This is a genomic window from Dokdonella sp. (genome assembly GCF_035511235.1).
Lineage (GTDB): Bacteria > Pseudomonadota > Gammaproteobacteria > Xanthomonadales > Rhodanobacteraceae > Dokdonella.
In genome coordinates this window covers 25,247-43,359 of sequence record NZ_DATKFQ010000045.1, presented here as the reverse complement: position 1 = coordinate 43,359, position 18,113 = coordinate 25,247, and the positions used below count along the sequence as shown (strand labels likewise).

At 71.2% G+C, this 18,113-nt stretch carries 11 protein-coding genes; 8 read left to right on the top strand and 3 right to left on the bottom strand.

The genetic code is table 11. The annotated features are described in order from the left end of the window. Window positions 1–52 precede the first annotated feature (52 nt). The gene (locus VMR06_RS17805) at window positions 53–4,150 is read left to right on the top strand and encodes a hypothetical protein (RefSeq protein ID WP_325378895.1); all 4,098 of its coding nucleotides are present in this window, start codon (window positions 53–55) and stop codon (window positions 4,148–4,150) included. Further along, window positions 4,147–4,995 carry a peptide chain release factor N(5)-glutamine methyltransferase gene (prmC, locus tag VMR06_RS17800; RefSeq protein ID WP_325378893.1) on the top strand — a complete coding sequence of 283 codons (849 nt, stop codon included), beginning with the start codon at window positions 4,147–4,149 and terminating at the stop codon, window positions 4,993–4,995. The genes VMR06_RS17805 and prmC overlap by 4 nt, the downstream gene beginning before the upstream one ends. A 227-nt stretch (window positions 4,996–5,222) precedes the next feature. Here the strand turns inward: prmC and dxs are convergent, their stop codons facing one another. The 3 genes from dxs to VMR06_RS17785 all read right to left on the bottom strand — a co-directional run bounded on the left by dxs (window position 5,223) and on the right by VMR06_RS17785 (window position 8,922). After that, window positions 5,223–7,112 carry a 1-deoxy-D-xylulose-5-phosphate synthase gene (gene dxs, locus VMR06_RS17795; protein ID WP_325378891.1) on the bottom strand — a complete coding sequence of 630 codons (1,890 nt, stop codon included), beginning with the start codon at window positions 7,110–7,112 and terminating at the stop codon, window positions 5,223–5,225. A 197-nt stretch (window positions 7,113–7,309) separates the two neighbouring features. After that, window positions 7,310–7,864 carry a GTP-binding protein gene (locus VMR06_RS17790; RefSeq protein WP_325378889.1) on the bottom strand — a complete coding sequence of 185 codons (555 nt, stop codon included), beginning with the start codon at window positions 7,862–7,864 and terminating at the stop codon, window positions 7,310–7,312. Beyond that, window positions 7,864–8,922 (bottom strand): hypothetical protein, encoded by a 1,059-nt coding sequence (locus VMR06_RS17785; protein WP_325378887.1) that lies wholly within the window; start codon window positions 8,920–8,922, stop codon window positions 7,864–7,866. The genes VMR06_RS17790 and VMR06_RS17785 overlap by 1 nt, the downstream gene beginning before the upstream one ends. Window positions 8,923–9,089: 167 nt before the next feature. On the opposite strand from VMR06_RS17785, the gene xerD reads away from it, so the two are divergent. The 6 genes from xerD (at window position 9,090) to gspE (ending at window position 18,104) form a co-directional block, all read left to right on the top strand. Beyond that, window positions 9,090–10,022, top strand: a complete 933-nt coding sequence (xerD, locus tag VMR06_RS17780; protein WP_325378885.1) for a site-specific tyrosine recombinase XerD — start codon at window positions 9,090–9,092, stop codon at window positions 10,020–10,022. Window positions 10,023–10,184: 162 nt separating this feature from the next. Further along, window positions 10,185–10,946 carry a DsbC family protein gene (locus VMR06_RS17775; protein WP_325378883.1) on the top strand — a complete coding sequence of 254 codons (762 nt, stop codon included), beginning with the start codon at window positions 10,185–10,187 and terminating at the stop codon, window positions 10,944–10,946. A 26-nt stretch (window positions 10,947–10,972) separates the two neighbouring features. Then, window positions 10,973–11,707, top strand: a complete 735-nt coding sequence (locus VMR06_RS17770; RefSeq protein WP_325378881.1) for a DsbC family protein — start codon at window positions 10,973–10,975, stop codon at window positions 11,705–11,707. Between the two features lie 110 nt (window positions 11,708–11,817). Then, entirely contained in the window at window positions 11,818–15,669 is a 3,852-nt protein-coding gene (gene purL / locus VMR06_RS17765; protein ID WP_325378879.1) for a phosphoribosylformylglycinamidine synthase, read from the top strand. A 1-nt stretch (window position 15,670) separates the two neighbouring features. After that, window positions 15,671–16,345: an exosortase H-associated membrane protein gene (locus VMR06_RS17760; RefSeq protein WP_325378877.1), complete on the top strand. Its 675-nt coding sequence runs from the start codon at window positions 15,671–15,673 to the stop codon at window positions 16,343–16,345. A 46-nt stretch (window positions 16,346–16,391) separates the two neighbouring features. Next, window positions 16,392–18,104, top strand: a complete 1,713-nt coding sequence (gspE, locus tag VMR06_RS17755) for a type II secretion system ATPase GspE (RefSeq protein ID WP_325378875.1) — start codon at window positions 16,392–16,394, stop codon at window positions 18,102–18,104. The last annotated feature ends 9 nt before the right edge of the window (window positions 18,105–18,113 follow it).

Here is an 18,113-nt window from a genome sequence, read left to right as displayed (position 1 = left end):
ACGTGGCTCGCCGTTGACCGCTGCCACGCCCATCACGAAGAAGGAATCGACGATGCATCGCCTCTGGATCGGCTTGATCGCCTTGCTGCTGCCGCTGTCGACGATCGCACAGGAGACGACGCCGCCGGCGCTGCAGGAATGGCGCGGCTGGGTGCTCAAGAACGACGCGTTTCGCGCCTGCACGCTGCTCGCCGGCCGGCGGGGGCACGCGCAGGACGATTATCTGTGCGCCTGGCCGGGCACGCTGACGATCGCGGCCGATGCCGCCGGCGCGCGCCTGTCGCAGCACTGGCAGCTCGAGGCCGAGGGCTGGGTGCCGCTGCCGGGCGACGCCGAGCACTGGCCGCAGCGCGTCACGGTCGGCGGCATTGCGACGCCGGTGGTCGATCACGGGGGACCCGCGCTGTGGCTCGGCAGCGGCAGCCACGAGGTGCGCGCCGAAATTCCGTGGACGCAGCGGCCGCAGTCGCTGCGCGTGCCGCGCGCGATCGCCCTGATCGCGCTCAGCGTCGACGGCCGGCCGATCGTGCCGGTGCAGCGCGAAGGCGAGGCCTTGACGCTCGGTCGCGGCGCGACCGTCGCGGCTGAGGCCGACAGCGTGGACCTGCGCGTCCATCGGCGCCTCGACGACGGTGTTCCGGCCGTGCTGACGACGCGGATCCAGATCGGCGTGTCCGGTCAGGCGCGCGAGGAGCGCATCGGGCCGGCGCTGCCGGAAGGGTTCGTCGCGCTCGCACTGGACAGCGAGGCGGGCTGGCCGGTGCGCCTGGAGGACGACGGCCGCCTACGCGTGCAGGTGCAGCCGGGCTCGGACGTCCTGGTCCTGACCGCGCGCGCCGCCGGTCCGCTGACCGCGGCGGCTGCACGCGTGCCGGCCGCGCCGTGGCCGAGCCAGGAAATCTGGAGTTATGCCGCGGCGCCGCGCCTGCGCGTGACGGCCGCGAGCGGGACGACCCAGGTCGATCCGCAGCAGGCCGACGTGCCGCCCGCCTGGCGCGACCTGCCGGCGTTCGCGCTGGCCGACGGCGACCGCTTGCAGATCGAGGAGCATTCGCGCGGCGCGGCGGCTGACGAGGCCAATCGCCTGCAGCTCGTGCGCGAGGCCTGGCTCGACTTCGACGGTCGCGGCTGGTTCAGCCGCGACCGCATCGACGGCCGCATGAACAGCGGATGGCGCTTCGACGCGGCGCCGCCGTTCGTCGTGCAGCGCGCGCAGGCGCGCGCCGACGATGAGCCGCTACTGGTGACCGAAGCCGGGCAGGGCGGCTGGACCGGCGTGGAATGGCGTACGCCCGACGTCGCGCTCGATGCCGGCGTGCGCATCGAGGCCGGATCCGGCGCATTGCCGATCGCCGGCTGGCAGCAGGTGTTCGACCGGATCACGACGACGCTGCACCTGCCGTACGGCTATCGCCTGCTGGCGGCGCCGGGCACCGACCGTGCGCTCGGCAGCTGGCTGTCGGGCTGGACCCTGCTCGACGTGTTCGTCGCGGCGGTCGTGATCCTGCTCGGCGCGCGCCTGCTCGGCTGGGCCGGTGGTCTGCTGGTTCTGGCGTACCTGCTGATCGGCTATCAGGAAGCCGGTGCGCCGCTGTGGACGTTGATGCTGGCGCTCGCGCTCGGGCTGATCGCGCGCGCGCTGCCGGACGGACGCCTGGCCGAGGTGGCCGCGCTCGCGCGCCTGGTCGCGCTCGCGCTGCTGGTCGTGGTGACGCTGCCGTTCGCGATCACGCAGGTGCGCACGGCGCTGTATCCGCAGCTGGAGGCCGGCGGCGGCCCGGTCGAGCCGGCCTATGCGCAGATCGCGGCCGGTGCGGCCGATACGATGGTGATGTCCGAGCCGGCGCCGCCGCCTCCGTCTCCGCCGGCACCCGAGCCTGCCGAACGGGCCAAAGCCGACGACGTGCTCGAAAGCGTTACCGTCACCGGATCGCGCAATCTGCGCTCGCAGGCGCTCAAGCGCTATGCGCAGACCAGCGTCGTGCAGACCGGCGGCGGCGAGCCGGGCTGGCGGCTCGGCCGCACCTACCGGCTCGAATGGAGCGGACCGGTACTGCCGAGCCAGGAGGTGCGGCTGCTGATCGCGCCGCCGTGGCTGGTGCGGCCGCTCAAGCTGGTCCTGGTCGCGCTACTGGCCGTGCTGATCTGGCGGCTGGTGCGGCAGGCGCCGCTGCTGCCGGTGCGCGTGCGGCCGGCCGCGGCGGGTCTGGCGGCGGTCGCATGGGCGTGCTCGGCGGCGGTGTTCGCGCCATCGGCGCAGGCACAGGGTTTCCCGTCGGACGAGCTGCTCGGCCAGCTGCGCGATCGCCTGGTCGAAGCGCCGCGCTGCGCGCCGCAGTGTGCGGACATCGCGCTCGCCGAGCTCTCGGCCGAGGGCGACGAGGTCGTCGCGGTGCTCGAAGTGCACGCGCTCGAGCGCAGCGCGGTGCCGGTGCCGGCCGACGACACGACGCTGGCGCTGCGCGCGGCGCGGCTCGACAACGGCATGATCGAGGGCATCGCCGGTGTCGCCGGCGGCGCGCGCATCCTGGTGCCGCGCGGCGTGCATCGCGTCGAGCTGCGCTGGCAGGCACTGGCCGACAAGGTGGCGCTGGCGTTTCCGCTCGAGCCGCGCCGCATCGCGTTCTCCGGCAGCGGCTGGCAGGCCGCCGGCAGCGCCGACGGGCGCCTGCTGACCGAAACGCTGAGTCTGATCCGGCTGCGCGAAGGCGCAGACGGCGCGCGCGTGCCGGGCGGCGACCAGCAGTTCGCGCCGTTCGTCCGCGTCGTGCGCGAGCTCTCGCTCGACGTCGACTGGCGCGTCACCACGCGCATCGAGCGGATGGCGCCGCGCGAGGGCGGTCTGGTCGCGAACATCCCGTCGCTGCCGGGCGAACGCGTGCTGAGCGCCGGTGCGCGCGTCGCCGAGGGCCGGGTCGAGCTGCCGATCGCCGACGGCGAGGACCAGGCCGAGTACGCCGCGACGCTCGACCCGCGCGATACGCTGACGCTGACCGCGCCGCCGTTGAGCGGTCATGCCGAGACCTGGCGCATCGTGGTCAGCCCGATCTGGAACGTTCGCTTCGACGGCGTGCCCGAAGCCGGCTTCGACGCCGCGCAGGAGTCGGCCGCCGACTACCGCGTCTTCGAGTTCCATCCGCTGCCCGGCGAGACGCTGAATCTTCAGATCACCCGTCCGACCGCGGTCGCCGGCGCGACGCGCGCGATCGATCGCGTCGCGCTGTCGAGCGAGATCGGCCAGCGCGCGGCCACGCACACCGTGCAGCTGGATCTGCGTGCCAGCCAGGGCGGCGAGCAGGTGCTCGCCTTGCCGGCAGGCGCCGAGCTGATCGGTGTCCGGCGCGGCGGCGAGGCGCTCAATCTGCGGCTGCAGGACGGGCGCCTGACCGTCCCGGTCGTGCCGGGCCTGCAGCAGGTCGAGATCACGTTCCGGCAGGCGTCGCCGATCGCGACGCGGGTCACGACACCGGCGGTCTCGCTCGGCCTGCCGGCCGCCAACATCGATCTGTCTCTGCGGCTGCCGCACGACCGCTGGCTGCTGGCCGCGTACGGTCCGCCGGTCGGTCCGGCCGTGCTGCTCTGGGGCGAACTGCTGGTGATGGTGATCGCCGCGATCATGCTCGCGCGCTGGCGGCATTCGCCGCTTCGCATGCACCAGTGGCTGCTGCTCGGCCTCGGCTTCTCGACGTTCTCGTGGGCGGCCCTGATCGTGGTCGCGGTCTGGCTGTTCGCGATGGACGCGCGCCGCCGTCACGCGCCGGCCGGCGCGCTGCGCTTCAACCTCGTGCAGATCGCGTTGCCGGTGCTGACGCTGGCCGCGCTGTTGTGCATGTTCAATGCGATCCGCAACGGCCTGCTCGGCGCGCCGGACATGTACGTGACCGGCAACGGCTCGGACGCGCAGCTGCTGCGCTGGTTCGCCGATCGCAGTGCCGACGCGCTGCCGGTGGCCGGCGCGATCTCGCTGCCGCTGTGGGTCTACAAGCTGGCGATGCTGGCCTGGGCGCTGTGGCTGGCCTGGGCCGTCGTCGACTGGCTGCGGCTTGGATTCGCGGCCTGGCAGCGCGGCGGCTACTGGCGCTCGCCGGCGCCGGCCGCCCAGCTCGATCCGATCGGCGATCTGCCGCCGCCGTCACCGCCGCCGGCATGAGCGCGGCGGCAACGGTGAGCGGTCTGCTGTCGGCGGCCGCGGCACGGCTGGCAGCGTCGGAATCCGCACGTCTGGAAGCCGAGCGGCTCATGGCGGCCGCGCTCGGGCAGCCGCGCGGCTGGCTCTATGCGCACGGCGACGCGGAACCCGGCGCCGTGCAGGCGCTGCGCTTCGCCGAGCTGGTCGAGCGCCGCGCGGCCGGCGAGCCGCTGGCATATCTGATCGGCTCGCAGGGTTTCTGGACGCTCGACCTCACGGTCACGCCGGACGTGCTGATTCCGCGCGCCGATACCGAAATTCTGGTCGAGCTCGCACTGCAGCGCATCGATGCGCGCGCGCCGGCGCGGATCGCCGATCTCGGCACCGGCTCGGGCGCGATCGCATTGGCGCTGGCCAGCGAGCGGCCGCTGGCCCGGGTGACCGCGACCGATGCCAGCGCGGCGGCGCTGGCGGTCGCGCAGGCCAATGCGCAGCGGCTGGGCCTGGCCAACGTCGCGTTCGCGCAGGGCGACTGGACCGCGGCGCTCGGCACCGGGCGCTTCGAGCTGATCGCATCGAATCCGCCGTACATCCGCGACGGCGATCCGCATCTGGCGCGCGGCGATCTGCGTCACGAGCCGGCCGCGGCGCTGGCGTCCGGCGCCGACGGCCTGGATGCGATTCGCACGATCGTCGCGCACGCGCCGGCGCATCTGCAGCGCGGCGGATGGCTGCTGCTCGAGCATGGCTACGACCAGGGCGCGGCAGTGCGGGCGCTGCTCGAGACGGCCGGGATGGTCGAGATCGAGACCGCGCGCGACATCGAAGCGCGCGAGCGCGTCAGCCTGGGCCGCCTGCCGGGCTGAGGCCGGCGTACGCGCTCGGCGACATCTGGGCTAACCGTCTGCGCTGCGGGTGCGGCAGCCGGCTTGCTCGGTATCGAAGCGGACTGCGGCTGCGCAGCCGTCACCGCGCGCGAACCGGTCGCGCAGGCGCGACGGTCCCGTTTCATGTGCGTCCCCGGCGGCATGAATGCGCCGCAGCCGACTGGCGGCGCGCTGCAGCGCCAATGCGCGCGGCGAGCGTGCGATCGTCAGCCGGCCTGGCGCAGCGGCAGCGCCAGATGCGCGCCGTAGCGGGCGCGCACGGCCGCTTCGATGCCGGCCGCATCGAGCCCGCACTCGGCGAGCAGTTCCTCGCGGCTGGCGTGCTCGAGGAAACGGTCGGGCAGGCCGAGCTGCAGCAGCGGCACGGCCAGACCATGCGCGGTCAGCAGTTCGGCGACGCCACTGCCGGCGCCGCCGGCGACGGCATTGTCCTCGACGGTCACCAGCGCCGCGTGGCTGCGCGCGAGCTCGAGGATCAGGGCCTCGTCGAGCGGCCGCACGAAGCGCATGTTGACCAGGGTCGCATCGATCGCCTCGGCGACCTTCGCGCACGGCTGCACCATCGCGCCGAACGCGAGCAGGGCCACGCCGTGGCCGCTGCGGCGCAGCTCGGCCTTGCCGATCGGCAGGTCGGTCAGCGCCGGATCGATCGCCGCGCCCGGTCCGGTGCCGCGCGGGTAGCGCACCGCGGCCGGTCCGGTGTGGCGGAAGCCGGTCGTCAGCAGCTTGCGGCACTCGTCCTCGTCGGCCGGCGCCATCACGACCATGTTCGGGATGCAGCGCAGGTACGACAGGTCGAAGCTGCCGGCATGCGTCGCACCGTCGGGGCCGACCACGCCGCCGCGATCGATCGCGAACAGCACGTCGAGATCCTGCAGCGCGACGTCGTGGATCAGCTGGTCGTAGGCGCGCTGCAGAAACGTGGAGTAGATCGCCACGACCGGCTTGGCGCCTTCGCAGGCCATGCCGGCGGCCAGCGTCACCGCATGCTGCTCGGCGATGCCGACGTCGAAGTAGCGGTTCTTGTGTTCCTTCGAGAACCGGACCAGGCCCGAGCCTTCGCGCATCGCCGGCGTGATCGCGTAGAGCCGCTCGTCGGCCTGCGCCATGTCGCAGAGCCAGTCGCCGAACACGTCGGTGTAGGTCGGCTTCGACGCACCCTTGCGCGCGAGGCCCGCCTGCGGATCGAACGGTCCGACCGCGTGGTACTCGATCTGCTCGCGCTCGGCCGGCGGATAGCCCTTGCCCTTGGTCGTCATCACGTGCAGCAGCTGCGGGCCCTTGAGCCCCTGCAGCGTGCGCAGCGCCTGCACCAGCTGCGGCAGGTCGTGGCCGTCGATCGGGCCGGAGTAGTGGAAGCCGAACTCCTCGAACAGCGTGCTCGGCATGAACATGCCCTTGGCGTGCTCTTCCCAGCGCTTGATGAAGCGCCACAGGAAGCTGTCGCGCCTCATCATTTTCTTGCCGTGCTCGCGGATGCGGTTGAGCGTGCTGCTGGTCATCAGCCGCGCCAGCATCTTGGTCAGCGCGCCGACGTTCTCGCTGATCGACATGCCGTTGTCGTTGAGGATCACCAGCAGGTTCGGCTCGACGTCGCCGCCGTGGTTGAGCGCCTCGAACGCCATGCCGGCGGTCATCGCGCCGTCGCCGATCACCGCGACGACGCGGCGCGGGTCGCCCTTGCGCTGCGCCGCCAGCGCCATGCCGAGCGCGGCGCCGATCGAGGTCGAGGAATGGCCGACGCCGAAGGTGTCGTACGGGCTCTCCTCGCGCCGCGGAAACGGCGCCAGTCCGTCCTTCTTCTTGATCGAGGTGATGCGGTCGCGGCGGCCGGTCAGGATCTTGTGCGGATAGCACTGATGGCCGACGTCCCAGACCAGACGGTCCTCGGGCGTCTCGTACAGATAGTGCAGCGCGACGGTCAGCTCGACCACGCCGAGGCCGGCGCCGAAGTGGCCGCCGGAGGTCGCGACCGACTCGATCAGGTACTCGCGCACCTCCCGGGCGATGTCCGGCAGCTCCGATTCGGGAAACCGACGCAGGTCGGCGGGGCTGTCGATGCGCGCGAGGCGCGGATAGCGGCTGGGATCGATCATCAGGGGCGACGCGTTCAACGGGCCGCCATTTTCGGTCAGCCGGACGGGCGGAGCAAGGAAGCGCCGCGGGCGGTTCAGGTGCGGCGGCGGGCAATGCGCGGGCAAACGGGGGCATCCGGGGCGCCGTTCGCGGTGCCCCGACCACGGCGGCGTCGCGAGCCCCGGTCCGCGGCGAGCGCCAACCGGGAGCCGGCCGCCTAGGCCGGCGCGCTCGCCGCGCCGCTGCGGGCCTCGATCGAAACGATCAGGGCCGAGAGCAGGATGCCGGCCTGGGCCGGATCGCGGGCGTCGACCTCAAGCACCGGCAGAAACAGCGCGCGGTTGCGCAGGCGTGCGTAGTAGTCGTCGATCGACGGCTGCCGCGCGAGGTCGGAGCGCGTGATGCCGACCACGACGGCGCCGCGATCGCGGAATCGCGCGAACGCGTTCAGATAATGGTCGAGGTCGGCGAGCGGATCGGCGCCGGCATTGTCGATCAGCAGCACCATGCCGATCGCGCGTGGCTCCAGGATGCGCCACATGAAATCGAAGCGTTCCTGGCCGGGCAGGCCGTACAGGCGCACCTTGTCGCCGTCGGCCAGCGTGATCTCGCCGTAGTCGAGCGCGACCGTCGTGGTCGCCTTGGCATGGCGGTCGGTGTCGGTGTTGTGCGCTTCGGTGCGCACGACCGGAATCTCGCTGAGGCTGGCGATCGCCGTGGTCTTGCCCGCGCCCATCGGCCCGGCGAACAGGATGACGTGCTCGCGGGCCATCAGGCGGCGGCTCCGAAGCCGAGGCGGCGCCACAGCCGCTCGAGCAGGCCGCCTTCGGCGTTCGCGGACGCATGCGGCGTCCGCACGGCGGCCGGAGGCGTCTCGGCCGCGCGCGGTTCGGTCGTCGCATAGCCGCAGGCCACGCAGGCGCGCAGGAAGCGGGCGACGAACGGCGCCGGCAGGCCGCTGTGCCGCTGCAGGTCCTCTACGGTCCAGGCGGTTCCGGCCATGACGCCGCACAGGCGCAGATGGCCCATCTCGTGCGGCAGGCGATCGAACTCGGGCCAGCGCAGCAGGCGGTAGGCGTCCGTCGCCGACGGGTCGGTGCAGCGGGTCTGCGCGATGCCGATGCTCCACAGCAGCGGCGTCAGCGGCATCGCCTGCGGCCGGATCTCGGCCAGTTCGGGCGCCCGGACCGGTGCGGTGGTCATGACGAACCGGCGTTCCATCACGATGCGCGGCAGCATCGACAGCGGGAAATCGACGTGGAACCGGCGTTCGCTCGGCCAGACGTAGATCGTGCCGGCGCTGAGGATGCGGATTCTCAGCGCGTGATCGTCGCGCGTGCGCGCCAGCGATGCGCTCAGCACGGCGCCCAGGCTCGAATCGGCATGAGCGGACTCGTCGGCCCTGGCGGGCACCTCGGGCGGCGCCTGCGGCACCTGTCCGAGCCGGCGCGAGGCGAGGTTGAGCACCTCGAGCACCGCCATCACGCGAATCGGCGAGGTCAGCACCAGGTCGCCTTCGCGCGGCAGCGGGCCGTCCTCGGCGACCAGCGGGATGACGTTGCGCCCGCGCAGCGGCAGGCCGTGATCGGGATCGCGCGCCAGTGCGAGCGGCGCGATCACGAAATCGGCCCGGTCGAGGTCGCCGAGTTCCCAGGCGGCCTCGGTGCGCGTCTTGAGCACGTGCAGGATCGCACCGAGCGTGTGCAGTTCGCCCGCCTCGAGTCCGTATGCCGCCACGTGCAGCGGCGCGCCGCCGTCGGCCTGATGCCCGGGCGCCGCCGCGGCGGCTGCGCCCGGCGGCGACTCGATCAATCCATTGAACATTGACATCGGACCATCTCCTGCCAGGCTGTCCCGCGCGGCGTATTGAGCCATGCCCGATCCGGGCCAAAACGCGCGCTGGCGCAAGCTTTCGAGAAGTCCCGGCCGCGTCGCGGAAGGGACGGTGCCGGTGAAGGATTGGTTTTCGTCACATTCTGTCGGCAGGTGTCACCTTGATGGAACAAGCGGCAGCGACCCCGTCCGACCAAGCGCTCGTCGAGCGCTTCGTCGACACGGCCTGGGCCGAGACGGGCCTCGCGCAGAACACCGTCGCCAGCTATCGGCGCGATCTGCAGGGTTTCGCGCGCTGGCTGGCCGGCGCGGGCGGCACGCTGGCCGGCGCGACGCGCGCGCAGCTGCAGGACTACCTGGCCCGGCGCAGCACGCAAGGCGGGACCAGCGGCCGCGGCTACAAGGCGCGTTCGACGGCACGCCTGCTGTCGTGCCTGCGCCAGTTCTACGGCTGGCTGCAGCGCGAAGGGCGCCTCGTCGAGGACCCGACCCTGCTGGTCGACGCGCCGAAACTGCCGCGATCGCTGCCCAAGGCACTCGGCGAGGCCGATGTCGAGGCGCTGCTGCGGGCGCCCGCGGTCGATACCGTGCTGGGGTTGCGCGACCGCGCGATGCTCGAGCTGCTCTATGCGACCGGCCTGCGCGTCAGCGAACTGGTCGGCCTGACCGCCGCGCAGGTCAATCTGCGCCAGGGCGTGCTGCGCGTCGTCGGCAAGGGCGGCAAGGAGCGCCTGGTGCCGATCGGCGCCGAAGCCGGCCACTGGCTCGAGCGCTATGTCATATCGGCCCGTCCGGCCCTGCTCAAGGGCGGCCAGGCCGAGGCGCTGTTCGTGACGGCGCGGCGTGCCGGCCTCAGCCGCCAGATGTTCTGGAACATCGTCAAGAAGCACGCGGCGGCGGTCGGCATCGCGTCCTCGCGGATCTCGCCGCACGTGCTGCGCCACTCGTTCGCGACGCATCTGCTGAACCACGGCGCGGATCTGCGTGCGCTGCAGATGATGCTCGGCCACAGCTCGCTGACGACGACGCAGATCTACACCCACGTCGCCAAGGAAGGACTCAAGCGGCTGCATGCGCGTCACCATCCGCGTGGCTGAACGATGCGGCGGCGGTTTGGCCGCCGCGGCAAGGTCGTGAGAAGATGGCCGATCCGGGCGGGAACCTTTCCGTCCGTGTTCGGTCCATGCCCGATCGGGTTCGGCTGCGTGGCCTGCGTCGGGCCGACGTCGCCGGCCAGGGCACCCAGACAGAGGTCATCCATGTTCAATCCCGCGTTCCTCCGCCACACGCTGCAGCGTGGCCTGATCCTGCTTGCGCTCGCGTTGGCCGCGGCGCCGCTCGCGCAGGCCGCCGACGACGCCGCTGCACGCGCCACGGTCGCCAAGCTGGCGCCGGGCCTGCCGATCGACGCGATCCAGGAATCGGTCGTGCCGGGCTTCTACGAGGTGCTGTCGGGGGTCAAGATTCTCTACGTCAGCAAGGACGGCAAGCTGGTCTTCGAGGGGGGCGCGTTCGACGTGGAGCAGCGCCGCGAGCTCGGCGACACGGCCCGCAACCGCGTCCGCCGCGCCGCGCTGACCCGGGTGCCGGACGAGCGCAAGCTGATCTACGCGCCGGCCAAGCCGCGGCATACGGTCACGGTATTCACCGACATCGACTGCCCGTTCTGCAAGCGCTTCCACGAGCAGATCGCGCAGTACAACGCGCACGGCATCGCCGTGGACTACATCCTGTTCCCGCTGGTCGGCCTGCATCCGGGCGCCGACAAGAAGTCCGAGGCGATCTGGTGCTCGAAGGACCGCATCGCCACGTTCAACGCCGCGATGGCCGGCCAGGATCCGGCGCCGGCCACCTGCCCGAACCCGCTGAACGAACTGACCCATCTGGCCGACTCGCTCGGCATCAACGGCACGCCGACCCTGATCGCGGCCGACGGCACCCACGTGGCGCCCGAGATCGCGATGTCCCCCGACCGCCTGGCCGCCGAGCTCGACCGCCTGGCCGCCGCTTCCGCTCCTTAGACCTTCTTCGAACCGCCGAGGCCACCATGATGCGCTCCACGCTGACCGTCCTACTCACCGGCCTGCTGCCGCTGGCCGCGACGGCCGCCGACAAGGCCGACGACGCTGCCCGCGCGGCGATCCTGAAGCTGGTGCCGCAGGCGACGATCGATTCGATCGAACCGGCGCCGATGGCCGGGTTCCGCCAGGTGCTGCTCGGCGGGCAACTGGTCTACGTCAGCGACGACGGGCGCTATCTGCTGCAGGGCAAGCTCTACGACGCCGCGACGCGCTCGGACCTGACCGACGTGCGTCTGGGCAAGGCGCGCGTGGAGAAGCTCAAGAACGTGCCGCCGGACCAGGTGCTGGCGTTCGGGCCGGACAAGCCCAAGTACAAGCTGACCGTCTTCACCGACATCGATTGCGGCTACTGCCGCAAGCTGCACCAGGAAGTGGCCGAGTACAACAAGCTCGGCATCGAGTTCGACTATCTGTTCTTCCCGCGCAGCGGTATCGACTCGCCGTCGTACAAGAAGGCCGTCTCGGTCTGGTGCGCGGAGGACAAGAAGGCGGCGTTCACCGCAGCCAAGGGCGGTGCGACCCCGACGCCGGTCACCTGCGACAATCCGATCGCCGCACAGTTCCAGCTCGGTCTGGACGTCGGCGTCGACGGCACGCCGGCGATCTACTCGCCGGGCGGCGTCAAGATCGGCGGCTATCTGCCGCCGGCGCAGATGCTCGAGCGCCTGCAGCAGCTCGACGGCGCCAAGTCCGGCAGCTGAACCGCGCCACGCCCGGGCCGTGCGGCCCGGGCATCGCCTCCGGGCGGGAGGATCGCGCGCGCATCGGCTAGAATAGGCGGCTTCCCGATGCTCCTCCGCTCCCGACCCTCATGATTGCGATCGACGGCCAGACCGCGCTGTCGCCCTTCCGCGTCGACCGGATCAACGCCGCCCTCGCGGCGAAAGTCCGCGACTGCCGTCTGCGCGACACCCGGCATGTTTACTTCGTAGCGGCCGATCCCGGCACCGCCGGCGATCCGCGGTTGTACGAGACGCTGCAGGCCGTCCCCGGCTCACCGCGGCCGGCGACGCTGTGGATCGTGCCGCGGCTCGGCACGCGCTCGCCGTGGTCGAGCAAGGCGACCGACATCCTGCGCGGCTGCGGGCTGCCGGTACGGCGCGTCGAGCGCGGCATGGCGATCGAGCTGGAGCGGCCGCCGGCGACCGGTTCGTCCGCCTGGCAGGCAATGCTCGAGGCGCTGCACGACCCGATGACGCAGTCGGTCGTGACCTCGCTGGCCGAGGCGGCCCGGCTGTTCGACGCCGGCGCGCCGGCGTCGCTGCAGACCGTCGCGCTCGGTACCGATCCGCAGGCGGCGCTGGCCGCGGCCGACCGCCGGCTCGGTCTGGCGCTGGCCGACGACGAGATCGCGTATCTGGCCGACAGCTACCGCGCGCTCGGACGCGATCCGAGCGACGCCGAGCTGATGATGTTCGCGCAGGCCAACTCCGAGCACTGCCGCCACAAGGTGTTCAACGCCGCGTTCACGGTCGACGGCGTCGCCCAGGACAAGTCGCTGTTCGCGATGATCCGCAACACCCATGCGGTGTCGCCGGCACATACGCTGTCGGCCTATGCCGACAACGCCGCCGTGATCGAGGGCAGCCTCGCCCGCCGCTTCTACGCGTCGCCCTCGGACGGGCGCTATCGTGCGAACGAAGAAGCCGTGCCGTACGCGATCAAGGTCGAGACGCACAACCATCCGACCGCGATCTCGCCGTTCCCCGGCGCCGCGACCGGCTCGGGCGGCGAGATCCGCGACGAGGGCGCGACCGGGCGCGGCGGCAAGCCCAAGGCCGGCCTGGTCGGCTATTCGGTCTCGCATCTGCGCGTGCCGGGGCTGGCGCGGCCGTGGGAGCCGGAACGGCCGCTGCCGCCGCGCTTCGCGACCGCGTTCGAGATCATGCGCGACGCGCCGCTCGGCGCGGCCGCGTTCAACAACGAATTCGGGCGTCCGTGCCTGGGCGGCTACTTCCGCACGTTCGAACAGGACAACGGCGAGCCCGGCAAGCGCTTCGGCTACGACAAGCCGATCATGATCGCCGGCGGCATCGCCAATCTGCGCCGCGATCACGTGACCAAGCAGATGCTGCGCGAGGGCGACGCGGTGATCGTGCTCGGCGGTCCGGCGATGCTGATCGGCCTCGGCGGCGGCGCCGCCTCGTCGATGGCGGCCGGCAGCAGCAGCGCCGAGCTCGACTTCGCGTCGGTGCAGCGCGACAACCCGGAGATGCAGCGGCGCTGCCAGGAGGTCATCGACGCGTGCTGGGCGCGCGGCGAGGACAATCCGATCGTGTCGATCCACGACGTCGGCGCCGGCGGACTGTCCAACGCGATTCCCGAGATCCTCAACGATTCCTCGGTCGGCGGCCGCATCGACCTGCGCAAGATCCCCTGCGACGATCCGAGCCTGTCGCCGATGCAGATCTGGTGCAACGAGTCGCAGGAGCGCTACGTGCTCGGCGTGCGTCCGGACGCGCTGGCGCTGTTCGAGTCGCTGTGCGCGCGCGAGCGCTGCGTCTACGCGGTCGTCGGCACGGTCACTGCCGAGCGCCGTCTGCTCGTGTCCGACCCGCTGCTCGGCGGCGAGGTGATCGATCTGCCGCTCGAGGTGCTGTTCGGCAAGCCGCCGCGCATGCAGCGCGAGGCGGTGCGCAAGCCCAAGCGGCTCGATCTGATCGCCGACACTGCCGGCCTGGAGCTCGACGAGACGCTGCAGCGCGTGCTGCGCTTTCCGGCGGTCGGCAGCAAGTCGTTCCTGGTCACGATCGGCGACCGCAGCGTCGGCGGCCTCTGCGCGCGCGATCCGATGGTCGGACCCTGGCAGGTGCCGGTCGCCGATTGTGCGGTGACCCTGGTCGATTTCGACGGCTATGCCGGCGAGGCGATGGCGATGGGCGAGCGCACGCCGCTGGCCGCGTTCGACGCGAAGGCATCGGCACGCATGGCGGTCGGCGAGGCACTGACCAATCTGGCGGCCGCGCCGGTGCGGCTCGGCGAGGTGCGCCTGTCGGCGAACTGGATGGCGGCCGTCGGCCAGGCCGGCGAGGACGCCGCGCTGTACGACGCGGTGCAGGCGGTCGGCATGGAGCTGTGCCCGGCACTGGGCATCTCGATCCCGGTCGGCAAGGATTCGCTGTCGATGCACACGCGCTGGTCCGCCGACAGCCAGGAGCAGCGCACGGTCTCACCGGTGTCGCTGGTGGTCTCGGCGTTCACGCGCGTCGCCGACGTGCGCGGCGCGCTGACGCCGCAGCTGGCGCTCGACTGCGGCGACACCGAGCTATGGCTGGTCGACCTCGGCGGCGGCGCCAACCGGCTCGGCGGTTCGGTGCTGATGCAATGCTCGCAGCGCGCCGGCGGCCTCGCGCCCGACGTCGATCCGCAGCGGCTGCGTGCATTCCTCGAGATGATGACCGAGGTCCACCAGGCCGGTCTGGCGCTGGCCTATCACGACCGCAGCGACGGCGGTGTGATCGTCGCGCTGATCGAGATGGCGTTGGCCGCCCACTGCGGTCTGGATGTCCGCCTCGACGGCTGGGGCGAGAACACGCTCGGGGCATTGTTCTGCGAGGAGCTCGGCGCGGTGCTGCAGATCCGCAGTGCCGACCGCGCGGCGTTCGAAGCGCTGCTGGACCGCCACGGGCTGCGCGCGCTGGCCCATGTGGTCGGCCGCCCGGTCGAGAAGCTGCGCATCCAGCTGCTGCAGGGCGACGGCACGCTGGCGAAGTGGGCCTGGACCGACCTGATGTCGGCCTGGAGCGAGACCAGTTCGGCGGTGCAGCGCCTGCGCGACAACCCGGCCAGCGCCGACGCCGAACGCGATTGGCGCTGCGACGAGGGCGATCGCGGCATCGTGCCGCGTCTGACCTTCGATCCGGCCGAGGACGTCGCGGCGCCGTTCGTCGCGACCGGTGCGCGGCCGCGCGTGGCGATCCTGCGCGAACAGGGCGTCAACGGCCAGATCGAGATGGCGGCCGCGTTCACGCGGGCCGGCTTCGACGCCATCGACGTGCATATGACCGATCTGCAGCAGGGCCGGCATCGTCTGGCCGACTTCGTCGGACTGGCCGCCTGCGGCGGCTTCAGCTACGGCGACGTGCTCGGTGCGGGACGCGGCTGGGCGACCTCGATCCTCTACAACCCGGCGCTGCGCGACCAGTTCGCCGCATTCTTCGACGACGCCGGCAAGTTTGCGCTCGGCGTCTGCAACGGCTGCCAGATGATGGCGCAGCTCAAGCCGATCATTCCGGGTGCCGAGCACTGGCCGACGTTCGAGCGCAATGCGTCCGAGCAGTACGAGGCGCGCCTGGTGACGCTCGAGGTGCTCGAGTCGCAGTCGATCCTGCTGGCCGGCATGGCCGGCTCGCGTCTGCCGGTCGTGGTCGCGCATGGCGAAGGCCGCACGCGCTATGCCGATGCCGCGGCTGCGCGGCAGGCCGACGTCTGCCTGCGCTACGTCGACGATGCCGGCAAGGCGACCGAGCGCTATCCGCTGAATCCGAACGGATCGACGGGCGGCGCGACCGGATTCACGGCTGCATCGGGACGCGTGACGATCCTGATGCCGCACCCCGAGCGCGTCTTCCGCAGCGTGCAGATGAGCTGGCGGCCGCGCGAATGGGCCGAGGATTCTCCGTGGATGCGGCTGTTCCGCAACGCGCGAACCTGGATCGGCTGAGATGAGACTGTCGCCGCTGCGCGAATTCGCCCTGAAGGCGCTGCTGTGGCTACCGCTCAGTTTCGTGTGCTGGTTCGTGCTGGCGCCGCTATTGGTCTGGCCGGTCGGCGTGGCGGCGCGCGCGATCCTGGTCGGTGTCTGGCCGGACCTGTTCAGCGGTCTCGTTCAGGGTGGCCAGGCGATCGATCATGCCGGCCAGGTGCTGGGGCACGCGGACTACCTGCTCGACATCACGACGACGGTGCTGGTGCGTGCGGACGAAGGCGGCCGGGTCGGCCTCGGCGTGCTCGAGACGACGGTCAATCCGATGGTCTATGGCTACGCGCTGCCGCTGTTCTCGGGCCTGACGCTGGCTACGCCGATGCCGGTGCGGCGGCGCCTGCTGCAGCTGGCGGCCGCGTTCGCGGTGATCTGGCTGGCGCAGTCGTTCGGCGTCGTCGCCGAGAGCATCAAGATCGTCGCGTTCCAGTCCGGGGCGCCCGGCGTGGCCGCGACGCAGAGGGCCGGACTCGAGCCCAATGTGATTGCGCTGGCCTATCAGTTCGGTTATCTGATCCTCCCCGCCCTGGTTCCGGTGGCGCTGTGGGTGGGCTTCAACCGGACGTTCATCGAATCGCTGGTCGGGCCGCCCGGGGAACCTGGCGACCGAAAGCAGAGTCTTAGCCATGTCGAATGAATCGGAATCGCCTGTGTTGGCCAGCGTGATCGAACCTGCCGCCGGCATGCCCGCCGTCGTCGCCGAAGAGGTGCTTGGCGAGCGCGTCTGCCAGTTCCTGGTCGCGCGCGGCCGCCTCAAGGAGACCGATCTCGTGCGCGGCCGGCGCCTGCACGAGGAGGACAACACCGGTTCGAGCCTGCTGTCGCTGCTGACGCGGCTGGGCCTGGTGTCCGAGCGCGACATGGCCGAGGCGATGTCCGAGCTGATGGACATCGCGCTGCTGCCGCCCAAGGAGTTCCCCGAGACGCCGCCGCCGAACGTGCAGCTGTCGGTGCGCTTCCTCAAACAGGTCCATGTCTGTCCGATCGCCGAGACCGACGAGGAGATCACGCTGCTGATCGCCAACCCGGCCGACCCGTACCCGCTCGAAGCGGTCAAGCTGGCGACCGGTCGCAAGGTGCAGGTGCGCCTCGCGCTGCGATCGGAAATCGACGATCTGATCGAGCGCTACTACGGCCAGGGGCGCTCGGCGATGGGCACGATCGTCGAGAACCTCAGCGACGAAAGCGGCCGCGGCGAGGACGACATCGAGCACCTGCGCGACCTGGCGTCCGAGGCGCCGGTGATCCGCCTGGTCAATCTGGTGATCCAGCGCGCAGTCGAACAGCGCGCCTCGGACATCCACATCGAGCCGTTCGAGAACCGGCTGAAGGTGCGCTACCGCATCGACGGCGTGCTGCACGAAGTCGAGTCGCCACCGGCGGCCTCGACCGCCGCGGTGATCTCGCGCATCAAGATCATGGCCAAGCTCAACATCGCCGAGCGCCGCCTGCCGCAGGACGGCCGCATCATGATCCGCGTGCAGGGCAAGGAGCTGGACCTGCGCGTCTCGACGGTGCCGACCGCGCACGGCGAGTCGGTGGTCATGCGTATCCTCGACCGCGAGGCGGTGGTATTCGACTTCGAGACGCTCGGCTTCACCGACGAGTTCCTGCCGAAGTTCATGAAAGTGCTCGACCAGCCGCACGGCATCCTGCTGGTGACCGGTCCGACCGGCTCGGGCAAGACGACGACGCTGTACACCGCGCTGTCCAAGCTCAACACGCCCGACGTCAAGATCATCACCGTCGAGGACCCGGTCGAATACCAGATCGAGGGGATCAACCAGATCCAGGCCAAGCCGCAGATCGGCCTGGACTTCTCGCATGCGCTGCGCTCGATCGTGCGTCAGGATCCGGACATCATCATGATCGGCGAGATGCGCGACCTGGAGACCGCGCGCATCGCGATCCAGTCCGCGCTGACCGGACACCTGGTGCTCTCGACGCTGCATACCAACAACGCGGCCGGCGGTATCACGCGTCTGCTCGACATGGGCGTGGAGGACTACCTGCTGACCTCGACCGTCAACGGCATCCTCGCGCAGCGCCTGGTGCGCAGGCTCGATCGCAATACGGCACTGCCGTACGAGGCGCCGCCGGAGGTGATCCGCGAGTTCAATCTCGAGCGCTACACCGACGAGCGGCCGATCAAGCTGTACAAGCCGATGCCCTCGCCGCTCAACTCCAGCGGCTACTTCGGGCGCACGACGATCATGGAGTTCCTGGTCATGACCGATGCGCTGCGGCGGCAGGTGATGCAGAAGGCGACGATGGGTGCCTTGGAAGAGCAGGCGCGCGCCGAAGGCATGCGCACGATGTACGAGGACGGCATCGTCAAGTCGCTCGGCGGCTCGACGACGCTCGAGGAAGTGCTGCGCGTGACCCAGGAAGGCTGAGGCGCCCCC

Excerpts from the sequence above, each read along its gene's own strand:
- VMR06_RS17790 (WP_325378889.1), bottom strand. The coding sequence starts at position 7,864 with ATGGCCCGCGAGCACGTCATCCTGTTCGCCGGGCCGATGGGCGCGGGC.
- purL (WP_325378879.1), top strand. The coding sequence starts at position 11,818 with ATGATTGCGATCGACGGCCAGACCGCGCTGTCGCCCTTCCGCGTCGAC.
- VMR06_RS17775 (WP_325378883.1), top strand. The coding sequence starts at position 10,185 with ATGTTCAATCCCGCGTTCCTCCGCCACACGCTGCAGCGTGGCCTGATC.
- dxs (WP_325378891.1), bottom strand. The coding sequence starts at position 7,112 with ATGATCGATCCCAGCCGCTATCCGCGCCTCGCGCGCATCGACAGCCCC.
- prmC (WP_325378893.1), top strand. The coding sequence starts at position 4,147 with ATGAGCGCGGCGGCAACGGTGAGCGGTCTGCTGTCGGCGGCCGCGGCA.
- VMR06_RS17785 (WP_325378887.1), bottom strand. The coding sequence starts at position 8,922 with ATGTCAATGTTCAATGGATTGATCGAGTCGCCGCCGGGCGCAGCCGCC.
- VMR06_RS17770 (WP_325378881.1), top strand. The coding sequence starts at position 10,973 with ATGATGCGCTCCACGCTGACCGTCCTACTCACCGGCCTGCTGCCGCTG.
- VMR06_RS17805 (WP_325378895.1), top strand. The coding sequence starts at position 53 with ATGCATCGCCTCTGGATCGGCTTGATCGCCTTGCTGCTGCCGCTGTCG.
- xerD (WP_325378885.1), top strand. The coding sequence starts at position 9,090 with ATGGAACAAGCGGCAGCGACCCCGTCCGACCAAGCGCTCGTCGAGCGC.
- VMR06_RS17760 (WP_325378877.1), top strand. The coding sequence starts at position 15,671 with ATGAGACTGTCGCCGCTGCGCGAATTCGCCCTGAAGGCGCTGCTGTGG.
- gspE (WP_325378875.1), top strand. The coding sequence starts at position 16,392 with ATGCCCGCCGTCGTCGCCGAAGAGGTGCTTGGCGAGCGCGTCTGCCAG.